Origin of the sequence: Anaerocolumna jejuensis DSM 15929, assembly GCF_900142215.1 — a bacterium.
GTDB lineage: Bacteria > Bacillota > Clostridia > Lachnospirales > Lachnospiraceae > Anaerocolumna > Anaerocolumna jejuensis.
In genome coordinates this window covers 19,120-35,976 of sequence record NZ_FRAC01000015.1, presented here as the reverse complement: position 1 = coordinate 35,976, position 16,857 = coordinate 19,120, and the positions used below count along the sequence as shown (strand labels likewise).

Here is a 16,857-nt window from a genome sequence, read left to right as displayed (position 1 = left end):
GCATTTACTTCTGCTTGTGTTGAAAAAGTACAAAAAACATCCGGAATTAGAACAAAAATTATAACGAATAACATATATAAACAAATAATAACAATTCTGTTTCATTACTATTGTGTTAAAATCATGTAAAATTAATAGTAACAAAAAGAAAATAAGCAACTTTAAATAGAGCGCAGAAAGAAGACAGGAGGATAAAGATTATGGCTAAGTTAACGGCGGAGGCAAAAAGAAAGGAGAGGGGCTGGGGAAGGAAGAAAAAGACGTTATTACTGCTAAGCATGGTTGCTCCCGGAGCTATCTGGTTAATTCTATTACGTTATCTTCCCATGTTCGGTATCATAATTGCCTTTAAGAATTACAAGATTTACACAAAGGAACCTACCTTGCTTAACAATGTAATGCACAGTAAATGGGTGGGACTGGAAAATTTCAAATTTATGTTCAAGACCACTGATTCCTGGATTATGATACGGAATACCCTTGGATATAATCTCCTATGGATTTTGCTTGGTATTGTAGTGGCAGTCAGCTTTGCAATTATGCTGGATCAGATAACAAATAAATTTGTGGCCAAGAGCTATCAGACAATGATGTTTTTCCCTTATTTTCTCAGCTGGGTGGTAGCAAGCTACTTTGTACTGGCTTTTCTGGACCCTACCAGAGGATTAATTGTACATTTTCAGAAGTCCCACGGAATGGATGTTATTAACTGGTATAATGACACGACCTATTGGCCCTTTATTTTAACCATAGCGAATATGTGGAAATACATAGGATATTCAACCATTCTTTATCTGGCGGCAATTACCGGAATTGATACCACCCAATATGAAGCAGCCGGCATCGACGGTGCAAGTAAATGGCAGCAGATTCGGTATGTGACGATTCCTCACTTAAAAACGATGATTATTATATTATTCATACTGAATATCGGAAAGATTTTCAATGCTGATTTTGGTCTTTTCTACAGTGTGCCAATGAACTCCGGACCATTATTTCCTGTAACTCAGGTTTTTGATACTTATATTTACCGTACTTTGATGGCTACCCATAATGAAGGAATGAGTACTGCTGCAAGCTTAATGCAGAATTTCGTTAATTTCATTTTTATCATGACAGCAAATACCATTGTACGTAAGGTGGACGAAGAAAGCAGTTTATTCTAATCGGCTGAAGTGCTGCGGCGGATGGGAAGAAAATTTGACAAAGAAGGTTAGGGTGAATTATGAGTAATATAGATTATACAATAACGGTAAAAAGTAAAAAAAGAAGACTGAATTCCATCAGTCTTCCGGCGGAAGTCATTATCAATATTATATTGGGACTTTTCTGTCTCGCATGTGTCCTTCCATTTATATTTGTTGTGATTATATCCTTTAGTTCTCAAAACAGCATCAGAGAAATCGGATTCTCCTTTGTACCAAAGGAGTGGTCGTTAAATGCCTATAAATACATTATGGATTTAGGAGCGCAGCTTTGGGTTTCATATTTTAACAGCTTTTTTGTGACCATTCTGGGAACGATTCTCAGTGTTCTTATGTGTGTACTGTACTCCTATGCATTGTTCCGAAAGGATTTTAAGTACAGAAGGTTCTTTACCTTTTTCAGCTTCTTTACCATGCTCTTTGGCGGCGGCCTTGCACCGACCTATATGGTCTGCAAGAATATGCTGGGCTTAAGTGATAATTACGCGGCATTGATTGTGCCCATGCTTATAAATCCTTTCAATATTATTATTATGAGGACCTTTTTCCAGTCCTCGGTTCCTACGGAGCTGATTGAATCTGCTGCTATTGACGGCAGCGGCGAATATAACACCTTGTTTAAGATTATTGTACCCATATCAAAGCCCGGCATTGCCACGGTCGCACTGTTAAATGCCCTGGCTTACTGGAATGAATGGTTTATTCCCATGCTGTATATTAAAAAGGCCCACTATATACCATTACAGTACCTGCTGATGAAAATGCAGAACCAGGCGGATTTCCTGGTCAGAAATGCAGGTGTTCTGGGAGCTGAAGCATCAAAGATCATGAATACCATTCCGCAGGATACCCTGCGTATGGCATTGGTAGTATTAATCGTTATTCCCATTGCCTGTGCCTATCCGTTTTTCCAGAGATTTATCATATCAGGCCTTACCATTGGTTCCGTAAAGGGATAAGTACGGCAGGTAATTTTGCCGCTTATATAGAAAAAGAAGGAGGATTTATATTTATGAAGAAGGTAGTATCTATCATCCTTACACTGGTTCTGGTATTTTCATTAGCTGCCTGCGGTAGTAAGGAAAACAAGAATACTTCCAGTAATGCAGGAAGTACAAATCAGAGTTCGAATTCGGGGGCTAATGGAGGTACGGATGCTTCCGCAACAGAGGCAGCCACAGAGACACCCGGGGCACCTGACATTTCCGAGCCTGTTACCTTGAAATGGTACCTAACCGGCAGTACTGTTACAGATGACAAAGAGGTGATTGCAAAAGCAAACGAGTACTTAAAGGAAAAGCTGAATGTAACATTGGAACCCATTTGGGGAACCTGGGGAGATTTTGATAATAATGCTGTGCTTGCCATAAATGGCGGTGATGATGTGGATATTTATTTCACCAGCTCCTGGAGCGGTGACGAATACAATGCATTTGCCAAGAAGGGTGCATGGGTTCGTCTGGATAATCCGGATAACAACCTGATCGAAAAATATGCTCCCGACCTTTGGAAAGCACTTCCTACTGTACTGACAGATGGTGCCAAGATTAACGGCTCCGATGGTTTAGGCGTGTATGCAGTTCCCGGTTACAAGGATATTGCCACACAGAACTGCTGGGATATCAATGTACCTTTACTTCAGAAATACGGCTATTCTGTGGATGATATCAAGAAGCTTGATTACTACAGCTTTGGTGATATCTTAAAGAAAGTAAAAGAGGGTGAAGGGGACGATTTCTATCCTCTGTTAGTAGAAGGTGCCGTACTTGAAAGAATGGTGGACAATTCCATTATTGTCACCGGTGATGCCGGAAGCAATAACCTTCTTTCCTACTATATCAATCCGACTGACCCTTCACAGCCCGGCTCTTATGAAAACAAGATTTTAAGTAAATTTGAAACACCGGAATATAAGAAATTTGTAGAAAAGACCCGTGAATATTACAATGCCGGTTATATTGACCCTGCAATGGGCAATGCAAACCAGGCAAATGATACCCGTACAGCCAAACAGCTTTCCGGACAGTATTTAATCGGAACCCAGAGCTATGCTCTCGGATATGAAGTTCAGGCAAGCAGCGAGCGTGGATTCGAGGTTGCAATGGTACCCTGTACACCTGCTTATGTTGATACCACATCCTCTCAGGGTGCTATGATGGCTATATCCACTTCCTCCAAGAATCCGGAACGTGCCATGATGTTCCTTAACCTCTTAAATACAGATCCCACACTTTTCACACTGTTGGATTACGGTATTGAAGGTACACACTATACCTTAAAAGACGGCAAGGCTGCCTTTACAGATAAGCGTAAAGATTACCAGCCCTGGACAAATGGTATGGGTAATGTAACACAGCTTCCTCCTTTAGACGGACAGGATGCTAACTTCTGGGATAACTTCAAGTCCTATTATGGCTCTGCAAAGAGCATACCTGCTTTAGGCTGGGCATTTGATCCTACCAGCGTTGAAACAGAATTAGGCTCACTTGCCAACGTAGCCGCAGAATATGCACTTGCATTAAACACCGGTACTGTTGATCCCGCAACGGAGTTACCGAAGTTCATCAAGAAATTGAAGGACAACAATATTGATAAGATAGTTGATGAAGCAAATAAACAGTTAACAGATTATCTGGCAACAAAGGGGAAATAAACTGTTAACAGATTATCCGGAAACAAAAGAAGATTAAACAGAAAATAATCAGGAAATAAAACAGGATAAAGCTAAAAAGTCAGATTATAAGATGGATTTGGTTATAAACTGTAAGTAAACAAGGGGAAACACATAAGAGAAATAAATAGAAGTAAAGAAGAGAAATAAAATATGTAAAAAAATAAGAGAAGTAAAACAAGAGTAAATCAGCAAAACAAATTAGCGAAAGCAAATTTGAGAAATTCAACAAGAAACTCCACGCCTCTTCTGCATAATAATGCAGGAAGGCATGGAGTTTCTTGTGTTGGAAGGTTGCGGCCAGGAGCCGCTGTATCTGGCGGATGCCATTTATCCTTTCGTTTGCCAGAATGTGGCTGAAAGCTGAGTAAAAGGTCCAGCCAATTAGTTCGTTCATTGGCGGTCAGTGGATTTTCTTGCAATCAGTTCTGTCTTAAAATAAATCTGAGTCGGTTTTATATCCGGATTATTTATATGAATTTTAATAAGGTCATAGCAGGAGGCTGCCATTTGCTCCATGGGAATGTTAATTACAGTTAGGGAAGGATTACTGTATTTGGTATATTGGGGGTCACCGTTGCCGATAGCAATAATGCCGATAGTATCAGGAACAGGAATGGCATACTGCTGCAAAGCATGGATAAGGCCAAGGGCAATTGCATCGGAATCACACAGGAAGGCATCAATGGATTGGATTCTGTCCCCGGTCATATCATGCTCATAAATAAACTCGGCTCCGCCTGCAATAGAATTCGTTACGTTTCTGATATTTTCATCAGGTATTGTAATTCCATAGGTACTCATCTGGGCAAAAAAGGCCTCCCGGCGCATGGAAGCTCCCGGGAAATTTACATGGGAACCGAGTATAAAGGGGTTACGGTAGCCCTTCTGGTATAGATGGTCCGCAGCCAGCTGGCCAATTAACGTATCATTCATATTGACGGAAGAGAACCGCTCGGAAAACCGGTTATAAAGAATAATAGGAATAACCGTATCAAGTTCTTCCAGGAATTGCAGGTCTTCTTTCGAAGCATTTGCTACGATGGCAGCATGGAAGTGGCTTCCGTCAAAATTTTCAGCTTCCCGGTAGAGCTCTCCGTTGGTATAGGGATAGATAAATATACTGGAATTGGCCTGCATAACCTGTATTTTTTCCTGAAGTCCTGAAAAGAACCGGGACATCATTCCTTTACGAAAGTCGAAGGTCCAGAACAAGGCTATGATGAGTTTATCTGCATAGCCTCTTTTCAGCTTCTTTGCGGATATATTCGGATAATAATTCAGGTCTGTCATTGCCTGTCTCACCCGTTCCTGGGTCGCCTTAGATATTTTTCGTTCTTCCGCTTTTCCATTGACTATAATTGAAACAGTGCTTAGAGAAACACCTGCTCGCTTTGCAACATCTTTTATGCTGGACATGGGAATAAATCCTCCATTCTTTCTTACCTTATTCTAATTATACACTGTTTTATTATCAGGTGTATATCCTTTAAATTGTTAGTATAACGATTTACTTAATTGTAGCATAAATAGTAATTAATGTATAGAAGTATTTGGAAACAGTGATAAATATGGTAATAATGACAATGAAACTTCGGTAAGAGAATAAAAATTAATACTTTTATCTAAAAAAAACAAAAAAATCGGTTGACAATACAGCACATGTATTATAATATAGTGCTTAAGTAAAACGTTATAGTACAACGTTGTACTTAATAAATCAAAAGGAGAACAGGTATGAAAAAAAGATTGTTATCATTTCTATTGGCGGGGTTTATGGTAATGACCTTGTTGGCTGGATGTACGAAAGAAGGAAGTAAAAACGCTGACGCAGATAATGGAAATGCACCAACTTCCGCAGACACCAAAAATGAAAAACCTTATCATGCGGTGCTGGTGTATCTGGTTGCAAGTGATTCACAGGATCAGGAGAAAGTGAACGAGAGGTTTAACGAGCTGACCAAGGAACAGTTGAATATGGAAGTAACATTGATGCCGATGACATGGAGTACATGGCAGAACCAAATGCAGCTGATGCTGTCAGGCGGTGAACAGGTGGATTTATTTCCAATGCTTATGAACAATGCAGCAACCTATATAGGCGCAGATTACATAACTAATATAGCACCATATCTCGAATCGAATGGGCAGTATCTGCTGGATAATGTAGGAAAAGACGATATCTGGTGCTGCAGTTTAGGGGATTTCCTTTGGGGAGTACCTACCATGAAGGAAAGAGCCAATCCGGTTTCTATGTGTGTGCGTACGGATCTTTTAAAGGAAGCGGGTATTGATCCCGCTACAATAAAGAGCTATGAGGATATGTCCGGGGTATTTGAAAAAGTAAAGGCCCTTCATCCGGATATGATAATGTATGGCGGTGCTTCCAACTCAGCGCCTGCCTCTCAGACCAATGAGCTGGATATGCTGGGAGACCGCTTTGGCGTTCTGGAGAATTTCGGACAGACTACAAAGGTAACAAACTATTATGAATCTGACCAGTATAAAAGGCTGGTAAACCTGGCAAGGAAGTGGTACGAAGCCGGTTATACTTCAAAAGATATGGCTACCAGCAGCGACAGTGGAGAAACCTTAATGAAAGCCGGCAATTTATTTTCTTATGCTGTTTACTGTAAACCGAATACGAAGCTGGAGAAGGATGATCAGACCGGCTATGATACAACGATTCTGAAAATGGAAGGAAACGAGCTGAATACCTGGGGTACGGGAAGTCTTGGATACGCTGTGGGAAGTGCTTCTCCTGATCCTGCAAAAGCAATTGAACTGTTAAATTGGATTTCAAAGACAGAAGAGGCAAATGATTTATTAAACTGGGGTGTAAAAGGTGTCCACTGGGTTGAGAAAGAGGATGGAACCATTGATTTTCCGGAAGGTGTTACAGCTCAAAGCAGCGGATACCATCAGAACTTTGGATTTGCGCTTCCCAATCAGTTCAACAGTCATGTCTGGGCAGGCAACTCTCCTGATATATGGGAGCAGTATAAAAAATTCCGTGATGAATCAACAAAATCCTTAGCCTATGGTTTTTCGCCTGATTTATCGGATTATACCACGGAGCTTACGGCCTTGGCAGCAGTTCAGAGCCAGTATGATGCGCAGATTGCAACAGGAAGTGTAGACCCGGTTCCTGCCATGAAAGAATATAATGCTGCACTTTATGCGGCAGGCTTGCAAAAGATTATGGATGAAAAGCAAAAACAGCTGGATGAATGGCTTTCAAAGCAGCAAAAATAGCAGACAGGGAAACGGAATTCTGCTTCCACGGAATTCCGTTTCTATAAAAGCCTGAATATCGTGTTACTATACCTGTTAAACCGTTTATACGAAGGGCATGCTGCCTGCCCATTATGAATCATAATGTTGAAAGGAAAAGGTTTATGAAGAAGAAAGAAATCCATGGAGAGGCTTCCTTAAAAAAGAGACTGCTTAAGTCAATTCCATTATACCTGATGCTTTTGCCGGGAATGGTCTATCTTTTTATTAATAATTATATTCCTATGGCCGGAATTGTCGTGGCTTTTAAAAAATATAGCGCACGTAAGGGTATATGGGGAAGTAAATGGTCTGGCTTTGATAACTTTACCTATTTATTTCGAAATGATGCATCTTTGATTATCCGTAATACCTTATTTTATAATATTGTCTTTATTATTCTGAATCTGGTCGTGGGAGTAGCTTTGGCGATTTTAATCTCAGATGTTGCATCAAATTACGCAAAGAAAATATACCAGAGTGCTATTATGCTGCCTTTTCTGATTTCGATTGTTATTGTAAGCTACATTGTATATGCGTTTTTGTCCGCGGAAACAGGTATGATTAATAACAGTATTTTAGAACCCTTAGGCAAAAAAAGTATCCTATGGTACAGTAATACGAAATACTGGCCGTTTATTCTGGTCTTTGTAAATACGTGGAAGACGGTAGGCTATGGATGCCTGATCTATATAGCTGCCATTGCCGGTATTGACAGGTCCTTTTATGAAGCTGCTCAGCTGGACGGGGCGAACAGATGGCAGCAGATTATGAAAATTACACTGCCGTCCCTGACTCCCTCTATTATAACTTTATTAATGTTAAATATCGGGCGTATATTTTATTCCGATTTCGGTCTGTTCTACCAGGTACCTCAGAATGCGGGGGCGCTTTACAGCGTAACGAATACAATTGATACCTATGTATACAGAGCCCTGATTTCTGCAGGGGGTATCGGAAGGTCATCCGCAGCAGGAGTGTTCCAGTCAATCGTAGGATTTACGCTGGTTATGCTAAGCAATATGATTGTACGTAAATTCAGTAAAGAAAATGCGTTATTTTAGGAGGAGAGCAGATGATTAAATCAAAAGGCTTTAAATTATATCAGCTTATTATTAATATAATCCTTATATTGGTAACGCTAAGCACTGTAATACCCCTGGTGCTGCTATTTATGTCTTCCATATCTTCGGAGAGTTCTTTGATTGCACATGGATATTCTTTCTTACCGAAAGAATTCAGCCTGGAAGCTTATGCTTATATTTGGCAGAACAGGGGAACTATCTTTAGGGCTTATGGCATTACCATACTGATAACGATTTTCGGAACGCTGGGAAATGTAGGACTGTCTTCCATGATGGCATTTGCATTAACTAACAGAAAGTTACCCTTCCGGAGAATTATCAGTTTTTATATCTTTTTTACGATGTTATTTAGCGGCGGACTGGTTCCTTCCTACATAATGTGGACAAGTACCTTTCATATCAAGAATACGATCTGGGCATTGCTGTTACCGAATTTTTTCTTAAGTCCCATGAATGTAATGCTGATTCGTACCTATTTTGTCACAAGTATTCCGGAACCGTTGTATGAAGCAGCTGAGATTGATGGTGCGGGCTATTTCACCGTATTTCGTAAGGTGGTACTTCCCCTTGGAAAGCCGATTCTTGTAACAATGGGACTTTTTTCCGGACTGACCTACTGGAATGACTGGACAAACGGTTTGTATTATATCACCAATTCCAAATTATACAGTATACAGACCTTGCTTAATAAGATGATTCAGGACATCCAGGCGATTCAGGCAAATGCAGCAGCTTCATCGGGTGCGGCAGTAGCGATACCGCAGGTATCTATCCGAATGGCAATCGCTTTTGTAGCGGTGCTTCCGATTCTTATAATATATCCGTTCCTGCAAAAATATTTCGCCCAGGGTATTGCCCTTGGTGCGGTGAAAGGTTAAAGAAAGAGGTGCAATATGGCAAAATTTAACTGTAATTTTATTTCCTATACATTGACCCGTGCTGTGGATATAACAGTGGTTATCCCTTCCGTTACAATACCGGAAGCAATGGCAGCCGGCCCCGGTGTTTTAGATGCTGTAAGTGAAACAGATGTGAATGGAGATATGGAAGGAATGTCTGCCGGTATTTCGTTCCCCAGCCATAGAAAAGAAAATAAATATCCGGTATTGTACCTGTTACATGGAATGGGAAATAATCATGCAACCTGGACCGGTTATACCAATATTGAAATGTTTGCGGAAGAACGCAATATTGCTGTAGTTATGATTTCAGCTGAAAATAAATCCTATGTGAATCATAAAAGCGGAGACAGGTTTTATGATTTCCTTGAAACAGAATTACCGGAATTTATCGGCGGGATGTTCCCGGTATCTGACCGGCCGGAGGATACCTATATAGCAGGGCTGTCCATGGGGGGCTTTGGCACTTTGGTACACGGTCTTAAGTATCCGGAGAAATACGCCGCCATCGGTGCGTTTTCTTCAGCAATTTTTCTGGAGCCTTCCAGGTTGGCAGGCGGATTAAAAGAAGCAGTGAATCCGGATTACGACCCAAAGACCTTGGCTCTGCGCCTTGAAAAAGAAGGAAAAAAAGGAATCCACATATTCATTGCCTGCGGGGAAAATGATTTTTTATATGATGCCAATAAAGAATTTCAGCAAATGTTAAAAGAGCAGGGGCAGGAGGTTACCTGGGTATCAACACCTGGTTTCGGACATGAATGGCGGTTCTGGAACATGATAGTAGAACAGTTTTTAGACTGGCTGCCCAGAAGTGACGCCTATAAATCAGTTGGAAAACGGCAGATATAATAAAAGATATAGATGATGATAAAGATATAGATAAAGATATAGATAAAGATACAGATAGCGATACGATATAGCTAGAGAAAAGATAAGATATAGATGGAAATAAAATATAGAAATAGATAAAGATGTAGGTATAGATAAAGATATAGATGAAGAAATAATAAGGAGGATAAGGATATGGCTTTATTGCAAGTAAATTTCTTTTCAAACAGTCTGATGCGCACAGTAACGGTGCATGCAATTATACCTGCGGATAAGAGAAATTTTGACGGGAAACTGCTCAGAGAGAAAAAACCGTTTAAAACCCTTTACCTGTTACATGGACTGCTGGGAGATGATACGGACTGGATTGGGGGTACCCGCATTCAGAGGTGGGCACAGGATCAGAATCTGGCAGTTATTATGCCTGCCGGAGAGAATCATTTTTATGTAGACAGTGAAAACAGCGGTGAAAAGTATGGAGAATTTATCGGAAAAGAGCTGGTGGAATTCACAAGAGATTTATTTCCTTTGTCAGATAAGAGAGAGGACACCTTTATAGCGGGGCTTTCCATGGGAGGCTATGGGGCAATCCGCAACGGTTTAAAATATCAGGACACCTTTAGCCATATTGCCGGTTTATCAAGCGGCTTCATTCAGGAAGGGGTACTTGCTTCGAAAGAAAATGACACATTTTTTACAGGAAGCAGAAAGTTCTATACCAGTGTATTCGGGAATCTGGAAAAACTGGAAGGAAGCGATAAGGACTACAAGGCGTTGATCAGAAACCTAAAAGAAAAGGGGCTGGAGATTCCCAGGATCTATTTGTGCTGCGGAACGGAAGATTTCCTTTTACAGGCTAATCGTGATTACCGAGATTTTCTTCAGAAAGAAGAGATAGACTTTACTTATGAAGAAGGTCCGGGCAGCCATGACTGGGATTTTTGGGATACTTATATCAAGCGTGTACTGGACTGGCTTCCGTTAGAAAATGCAGCACAGGGAATCAGCAGTGGAAATGTACATTAGCTTAGGAGGAAATAATCATGGGAAACGTCATTATAGGCGGAGGCCAGGGGTTCTGGGGTGACAGCAGTGATGCAGCTATCCATATGGTACGCCGCAGTAATATTAATTATATGGCATGTGACTATTTGGCGGAACTGACATTATCTTTAATGGCCAGACAGAAATTGAAAAACCCGAAAGCAGGTTATGCCGGAGATTTTATCACTATGATGAAAGAGTGCGGGAAAGAGGCATTTGATAAAAAAATTACCGTATTGACCAATGCAGGCGGCATGAATATCAAGGGAATGGTCGAAGAGCTTGGAAAGCTGTCATCCGAACAGAAGCTGCATGGCTTGAAAATAGGATATGTATTAGGGGATGAAATATCGGCAGACATCCCGAAGCTGGAAGCGGAAGGAATTCCTTTTCAGAATATCGATGACATAGGTGATTTTAAGGAAATCAAAGATAAGATTTATAATGCCAATGTTTATTTTGGACATGAGCCTACGCTGGCATGCCTAAAGCAGGGCGCCAATATTGTAATTACCGGACGTTCAACGGATTCCGCACTGTTTTTGGCTCCGGTCATGCATGAACTGGGAATCGCGCCGGATGACTGGGATAATCTTGCCAGGGGAATCATGGCCGGACATCTGCTGGAGTGCGGCGGCCAGGGAGCCGGTGGGAATTTTGATTACGGCTGGCGGGATGTACCAGGGATGGATGAATTGGGATTTCCCATTGCAGAGGTATCAAAGAATGATATGATTATTACCAAAGCCCCGGATTGCGGCGGATTGATAACAGAGAAGAGCTGTAAGGAGCAGTTTTTGTATGAGGTCCATGACCCGGCTAATTATATCACACCGGATGTAACAGTGGATATCAGCAGGGCAACACTGACCCAGGCGGGAGATGACCGGGTACGGGTAGGAAACGTAAAAGGAAAGAAAAGACCCGATATGCTTAAGCTGTCCATAGGATATCATGCCGGTTACCAGGTGGCCGGCATGCTGAGCTTTGCATGGCCCGACGCTTATGAAAAAGCACAGTATGCGGCAGAAATCTTAAAGAAGAAGATGAAGCGAAAGGGCTTACTGGCTGAGGAAATACGGGTGGATTATATCGGATTGAATGCCTTGCATCTGAATGTGGCGGAGGTATCCAAGGAACTGCTTAAAAATATGAATGAAGTAGTAATGCGCTTTGCCATACGTACAAAAACGAAGGAAGAAGCCATGAAATTAGTACCGGAAATTGCACCGCTTCAGCTAAACGGACCTCCTGGTGCCAGTTTTTTTGGAGGCAGGCCCAAAGTGACAGAGCAGATTGGACTCTGGCCGACCCTGATTCCCAGAGATGCGGTAAAATTGACATCCCATATCCTGGAGATTCCGTAAGGAGGAGAAAACAATGGAAATATATCTGAATCAAATTGCTCATGGCAGGTCAGGCGATAAGGGAGATACCAGCAACGTTTGTATTTTTGCAAAAGAAAGCAGGTATTATGAATTAATACGCCGGGAAGTTACGGTTGAAAGAGTGAAAGAACATTTTAAAGATATGGTGCAGGGAGAGATTATCCGGTATGAGGTACCTTCTCTGGAGGGCTTTAATTTTGTAATGAAACATGCCTTAGGAGGCGGGGCCACCCATTCCCTTCGGTTGGATACACTTGGAAAATCTATGGGCTCGGCATTCTTAAGAATGAAACTACAGGTTAACGAAAACGAATTGTAACACAGGGGGGAATTATGACAGAACATAGGGCTTTGGAAAACATCACAGTAATTGATATGACACGGGTTGTAGCCGGACCGTTTTGTGGAGCAATGTTAGGAGACTTGGGAGCAACTGTTATCAAAGTAGAAATTCCGGGCAGAGGCGATGATTCACGTGCTTATGGGCCGTACGTTAACGGAGAAAGTTTATATTATTCCAATCTTAACAGAAACAAATACGGGATAACATTAAACTTAAAGACAGAAGAAGGCAAAAAAATATTAAAGGATTTGGTAAAAAAGGCGGATATCTTAATCGAAAACTTCCGCCCGGGGGTAATGGAACGGTTAGGCCTGGGATATGAGGAGCTTTGTAAAATAAATGAAAGGCTGATCTATGGAGCTGTTTCGGGGTTTGGAAGCTATGGACCATATAAAGACAGGCCGGGTTATGACATCATAGCACAGGCTATGGGCGGTCTTATGAGCCTGACAGGACAGGAGGGAAATCCGCCGACCCGTGTAGGAAGTGCTATCGGGGACTTACTTGGAGGGCTGAATTTGACCATTGGTGTTACGGCAGCTTTAAATGCCAGAAATATTACAGGTAAGGGACAAAAAATTGATATAAGTCTTGTAGATTGTGTGGTTGCAAGTCTTGAACAGGCTGTTCAGCGTTTTGAGGTGTCCGGGGAGGTTCCGGAAAGACATGGGAATATGTATGAATCCATAGCCCCTTATGATATGTATCATACAAAAGACGGCTATGTTGTTATAGGATGCGGCAATCAGAAGATGTTTGAAAAGTTCTGCAATGAGATACTGCAAACACCTGAACTGATTATCGATAAGCGGTTTTTAACGGTTCCGCTGCGTGTAAAGAACAATAAAGAAATGAAACAGTATATCGAAAACTGGACGGAAACACTTACTGTCAACGAAGTGGTTCAGAGGCTGTTGGACAGCGGAATCCCTGCAGGTCCTATTTATGACCTTTCTGATATTGTAAAAGATGAGCATATTGCCAATGCCCGGGAGATGATTGTACACACAAAGCATCCGGTTATGGGGGATATTGTGCTTAATGGTAATCCCATCAAAATGTCTGATACCAGAGTGGATATCCATAAAGCATCTCCGACTTTGGGAGAAGATACGGAAAATATACTGACTCAGTATTTAAATATGGAAAAAGAACAGATAACAGAATTAAGAGAAATGGGAGTAATTTAGCCGGTAAATTACCACAGGGAAAGAGGTTGCTATGAATGAAGAATTACAAAAAATAGTTACATATATGAAGGAATTGTATTCTCAGGCGGAGCAGAAGGAAAGCCATTACGTAGCAAAAAAGGAAGAAATCATGCTGCCGGTGTCGGATGGAAGCCGCTTAAAAACAACGATTTGGTATCCCAATGACATGGCATGTGCTCCCGCTGTACTCGTTCGTTCCTGTTATCCGGATTCCAGAGTAATTCAAGAAACGGATGCGGAAGAATTCTGTAAAAGAGGATTTATTTTTATATTGCAATGGTGCAGAGGCATTGGAGGCTCCGAGGGAGTCTGGGAACCCAATGTGAATGACAGAAAGGATGGATTGGACACTTTAGAATGGCTGAATTCCCAGGAATTTATTGAAAGCATCGGCTATTGGGGCAATTCCTATCTGGCTTATACCGGCTGGTGTATGGCAGATGCGGTGCCGGACAAGGTAAAATGCATGTATCTTGGAGTATATGGCACTAATCGCTATATCTCTGCCTATAAGGACGGAATGTTCCGCCAGGATATATTAACCTCCTGGGCACAGGGTAATGCAGGAATACCAATTGAAGCAGATTTGCTGGAGTCCTATTCCTTCCGCCCCCAGATCAAGGTTGACAGGGAGCTTTGGAAGGCTGATCTGGAGTGGTACCGTACCTGGATATCAAATACCGATGGTGACAGCGATTACTGGAACAGCGGGCTTTGGGGCAGGCTAAAGGAAACTCCCTCGAAAATGAAGATACCCGTTTGTATGTGGGAAGGCTGGTATGATCATCACTTAGGCAGTGCTGTTGCAACCTATATGAACTTATCGGAGGAGGCAAAAGCACATAGTGTATTCCGGATCGGGCCTTGGAACCATAGTCATCAGCCTGCTATTACCCACCAATCTGTTAAAAATCTTGCAGATGATTCGGTACAGGCTCCCCTTAGCTGGTTTACACAGATATTAAAGGACAAGGAGCTGCCTGGAGGAAGGGTGGAAACCTACGTAATTGGTGCAGACCGGTGGGAGACATGGAAAACTTTACCGGTACCGGCAGAGGATAGCAAGGTATTTTATTTGAGCAGCAAGGCGGCAGCCGGAAAAGAATATGGCATGTCGGGAAAAACAGGGGGAAAAGAAGGAAGGGTCACCTATGTATACGACCCTTTAAATCCTGTAATGTCAAGAGGCTGCGAATCTGCCTTTTCCACCCAGACGGCGGTGGGAAGCATGGAGCAGCCCCCCTGCGGCTTCCGCGAAGATGTTATCAGCTTTGTTTCGGAAACAGTAGAAGAGGCCTTTGAAATAAATGGTGAAATACAAGTAAAGCTGTTTGTCAGTACCGATGCAGAGGATACGGCATTTACGGCAAAGGTAATGGAAATCTTTGAAGATGGTACTGCCGTAAATATCAGGGGAAGTATCACAACACTTGCTTACCGGAACGGTGCTGCCGCCCGCGGCACCTACAAGCCGGACAGCATAGTTGAAATAACCGTTTCCATGTGGGACATTGCATGGCTGGTGCAAAAAGGTTCCAGGCTGCGTGTAGATATCTCTTCCTCTGATTTCCCGCAATACAGCGTTCACAGCAATTATCCTGGGGTGTGGGCATTACAGGAAAAAACGAAGAAGGCGAACCAGACGATTTATTTCGGAGGGGCTTATCCTTCCAGAATTGAGCTTCCCTGTGTCAGGCTTTAAAACAGAAAGGTAATGGAAATATATGGAACGAGAAGTGGTCTTAGCAGGGGCCTGCCGTACGGCTATCGGGCGTATGGGAGGTTCTTTAAGTGAAATACCTGCCGCCTCCCTTGGGGCAATTGTTATAAAAGAAGCACTAAGCCGTGCAAAGGTCCCGGCAGAAGAGGTGGACCAGGTATATATGGGGTGCGTGCTGCAGGCAGGCCTGGGACAGAATCCCGCACGTCAGGCTGCCATTAGGGCAGGGTTACCCGTGGAGGTACCGGCGGTCACCCTGAACGCAGTCTGCGGCTCGGGTCTGCATTCGGTGAACCTGGCAGCAAGCCTTATCCGGGCCGGCGATGCCGATATCGTGGTCGCAGGCGGCATGGAAAATATGTCACTGGCACCTTATCTGATAAATAAAGCAAGATATGGGTACCGGATGGGGAATGATATCCTGGTAGACAGTATGGTACAGGATGCGCTATGGGATGCATTTCATGATTATCATATGGGTATTACGGGAGAAAATATTGCAGATAGATGGAACCTTTCAAGAGAAGAGCTGGACGAATTTTCCCTGCAAAGTCAAAGAAAAGCAATAGAGGCTCAGCGAAAGGGAATATTTACAGAGGAAATCGTGCCTGTTGAAGTCAATAGAAAAAAAGAAAGTTATATTTTTTCGGCAGATGAAAATCCCAGGGCAGATGTCACGATGGAAAGGCTGGGAAGGCTTAAGCCTGCTTTCATGCAGAATGGTGTAATAACAGCGGCTAATTCCTCCAGCATCAATGACGGGGCAGCGGCAATTGTGGTAATGAGTGCAGAAAAAGCCAGGGAGCTGGGTGTTATTCCTATGGCTTATTGGAGCGCAGGTGCTTTAGCAGGTGTGGCACCGGAAATTATGGGCATCGGGCCGGTGGCAGCAACTAGGAAGGCAATGAAAAAAACAGGCATAAGGGCAGAGGACATAGAGCTTGCCGAAGTTAATGAAGCGTTTGCTGCCCAGGCAATTGCCGTAGCCAAGGAACTTTCTCTTAACACAGAGGCTTTAAATGTGAATGGAGGAGCAATTGCCCTGGGGCACCCGGTAGGAGCTTCGGGATGCCGTATATTAGTTACACTCCTCCATGAAATGGGACGAAGAAATGCCAGCCGGGGGCTTGCCGCGCTTTGTATTGGGGGCGGTATGGGATGTGCGGCTATTGTTGAAAGAAAATAGG

General features: G+C 42.6%; 14 protein-coding genes. 13 read left to right on the top strand and 1 reads right to left on the bottom strand.

Going from position 1 to position 16,857, the window contains the following annotated elements; translation table 11 throughout:
* Positions 1-200: 200 nt before the first annotated feature.
* Genes BUB77_RS15135 through BUB77_RS15125 form a run of 3 tightly spaced genes read left to right on the top strand, consistent with a single transcriptional unit; the run spans position 201 to position 3,858 of the window.
* Complete coding sequence (locus BUB77_RS15135; protein WP_073277402.1) at positions 201-1,166, top strand: ABC transporter permease; 966 nt, start codon at positions 201-203, stop codon at positions 1,164-1,166.
* A 59-nt stretch (positions 1,167-1,225) separates the two neighbouring features.
* Entirely contained in the window at positions 1,226-2,164 is a 939-nt protein-coding gene (locus BUB77_RS15130; RefSeq protein ID WP_073277400.1) for a carbohydrate ABC transporter permease, read from the top strand.
* Positions 2,165-2,217: 53 nt separating this feature from the next.
* A complete protein-coding gene (locus BUB77_RS15125; RefSeq protein WP_073277398.1) occupies positions 2,218-3,858 on the top strand; it encodes an ABC transporter substrate-binding protein in 1,641 nt (546 codons plus the stop codon).
* 411 nt (positions 3,859-4,269) lie between these two features.
* Here the strand turns inward: BUB77_RS15125 and BUB77_RS15120 are convergent, their stop codons facing one another.
* A complete protein-coding gene (locus BUB77_RS15120) occupies positions 4,270-5,295 on the bottom strand; it encodes a LacI family DNA-binding transcriptional regulator (RefSeq protein ID WP_073277396.1) in 1,026 nt (341 codons plus the stop codon).
* A gap of 318 nt (positions 5,296-5,613) precedes the next feature.
* Between BUB77_RS15120 and BUB77_RS15115 the strand changes: the two genes are divergently transcribed.
* The 10 genes from BUB77_RS15115 to BUB77_RS15070 all read left to right on the top strand — a co-directional run bounded on the left by BUB77_RS15115 (position 5,614) and on the right by BUB77_RS15070 (position 16,856).
* The gene (locus BUB77_RS15115) at positions 5,614-7,131 is read left to right on the top strand and encodes an ABC transporter substrate-binding protein (protein ID WP_073277394.1); all 1,518 of its coding nucleotides are present in this window, start codon (positions 5,614-5,616) and stop codon (positions 7,129-7,131) included.
* A 143-nt stretch (positions 7,132-7,274) separates the two neighbouring features.
* The gene (locus tag BUB77_RS15110; RefSeq protein WP_073277391.1) at positions 7,275-8,213 is read left to right on the top strand and encodes an ABC transporter permease; all 939 of its coding nucleotides are present in this window, start codon (positions 7,275-7,277) and stop codon (positions 8,211-8,213) included.
* 11 nt (positions 8,214-8,224) lie between these two features.
* The gene (locus BUB77_RS15105) at positions 8,225-9,112 is read left to right on the top strand and encodes a carbohydrate ABC transporter permease (RefSeq protein WP_073277390.1); all 888 of its coding nucleotides are present in this window, start codon (positions 8,225-8,227) and stop codon (positions 9,110-9,112) included.
* A 15-nt stretch (positions 9,113-9,127) separates the two neighbouring features.
* A complete protein-coding gene (locus BUB77_RS15100; RefSeq protein ID WP_073277388.1) occupies positions 9,128-9,985 on the top strand; it encodes an alpha/beta hydrolase in 858 nt (285 codons plus the stop codon).
* Between the two features lie 174 nt (positions 9,986-10,159).
* The gene (locus BUB77_RS15095; RefSeq protein ID WP_073277386.1) at positions 10,160-10,990 is read left to right on the top strand and encodes an alpha/beta hydrolase; all 831 of its coding nucleotides are present in this window, start codon (positions 10,160-10,162) and stop codon (positions 10,988-10,990) included.
* Positions 10,991-11,007: 17 nt separating this feature from the next.
* Positions 11,008-12,375 (top strand): acyclic terpene utilization AtuA family protein, encoded by a 1,368-nt coding sequence (locus BUB77_RS15090; RefSeq protein WP_073277385.1) that lies wholly within the window; start codon positions 11,008-11,010, stop codon positions 12,373-12,375.
* Positions 12,376-12,388: 13 nt separating this feature from the next.
* Complete coding sequence (locus BUB77_RS15085; RefSeq protein WP_073277383.1) at positions 12,389-12,715, top strand: AtuA-related protein; 327 nt, start codon at positions 12,389-12,391, stop codon at positions 12,713-12,715.
* A gap of 14 nt (positions 12,716-12,729) precedes the next feature.
* The gene (locus BUB77_RS15080) at positions 12,730-13,929 is read left to right on the top strand and encodes a CaiB/BaiF CoA transferase family protein (RefSeq protein WP_073277381.1); all 1,200 of its coding nucleotides are present in this window, start codon (positions 12,730-12,732) and stop codon (positions 13,927-13,929) included.
* A gap of 31 nt (positions 13,930-13,960) precedes the next feature.
* Positions 13,961-15,652 (top strand): CocE/NonD family hydrolase, encoded by a 1,692-nt coding sequence (locus BUB77_RS15075; protein ID WP_073277379.1) that lies wholly within the window; start codon positions 13,961-13,963, stop codon positions 15,650-15,652.
* 22 nt (positions 15,653-15,674) lie between these two features.
* Complete coding sequence (locus BUB77_RS15070) at positions 15,675-16,856, top strand: acetyl-CoA C-acetyltransferase (RefSeq protein ID WP_073277377.1); 1,182 nt, start codon at positions 15,675-15,677, stop codon at positions 16,854-16,856.
* Position 16,857: the final 1 nt, after the last annotated feature.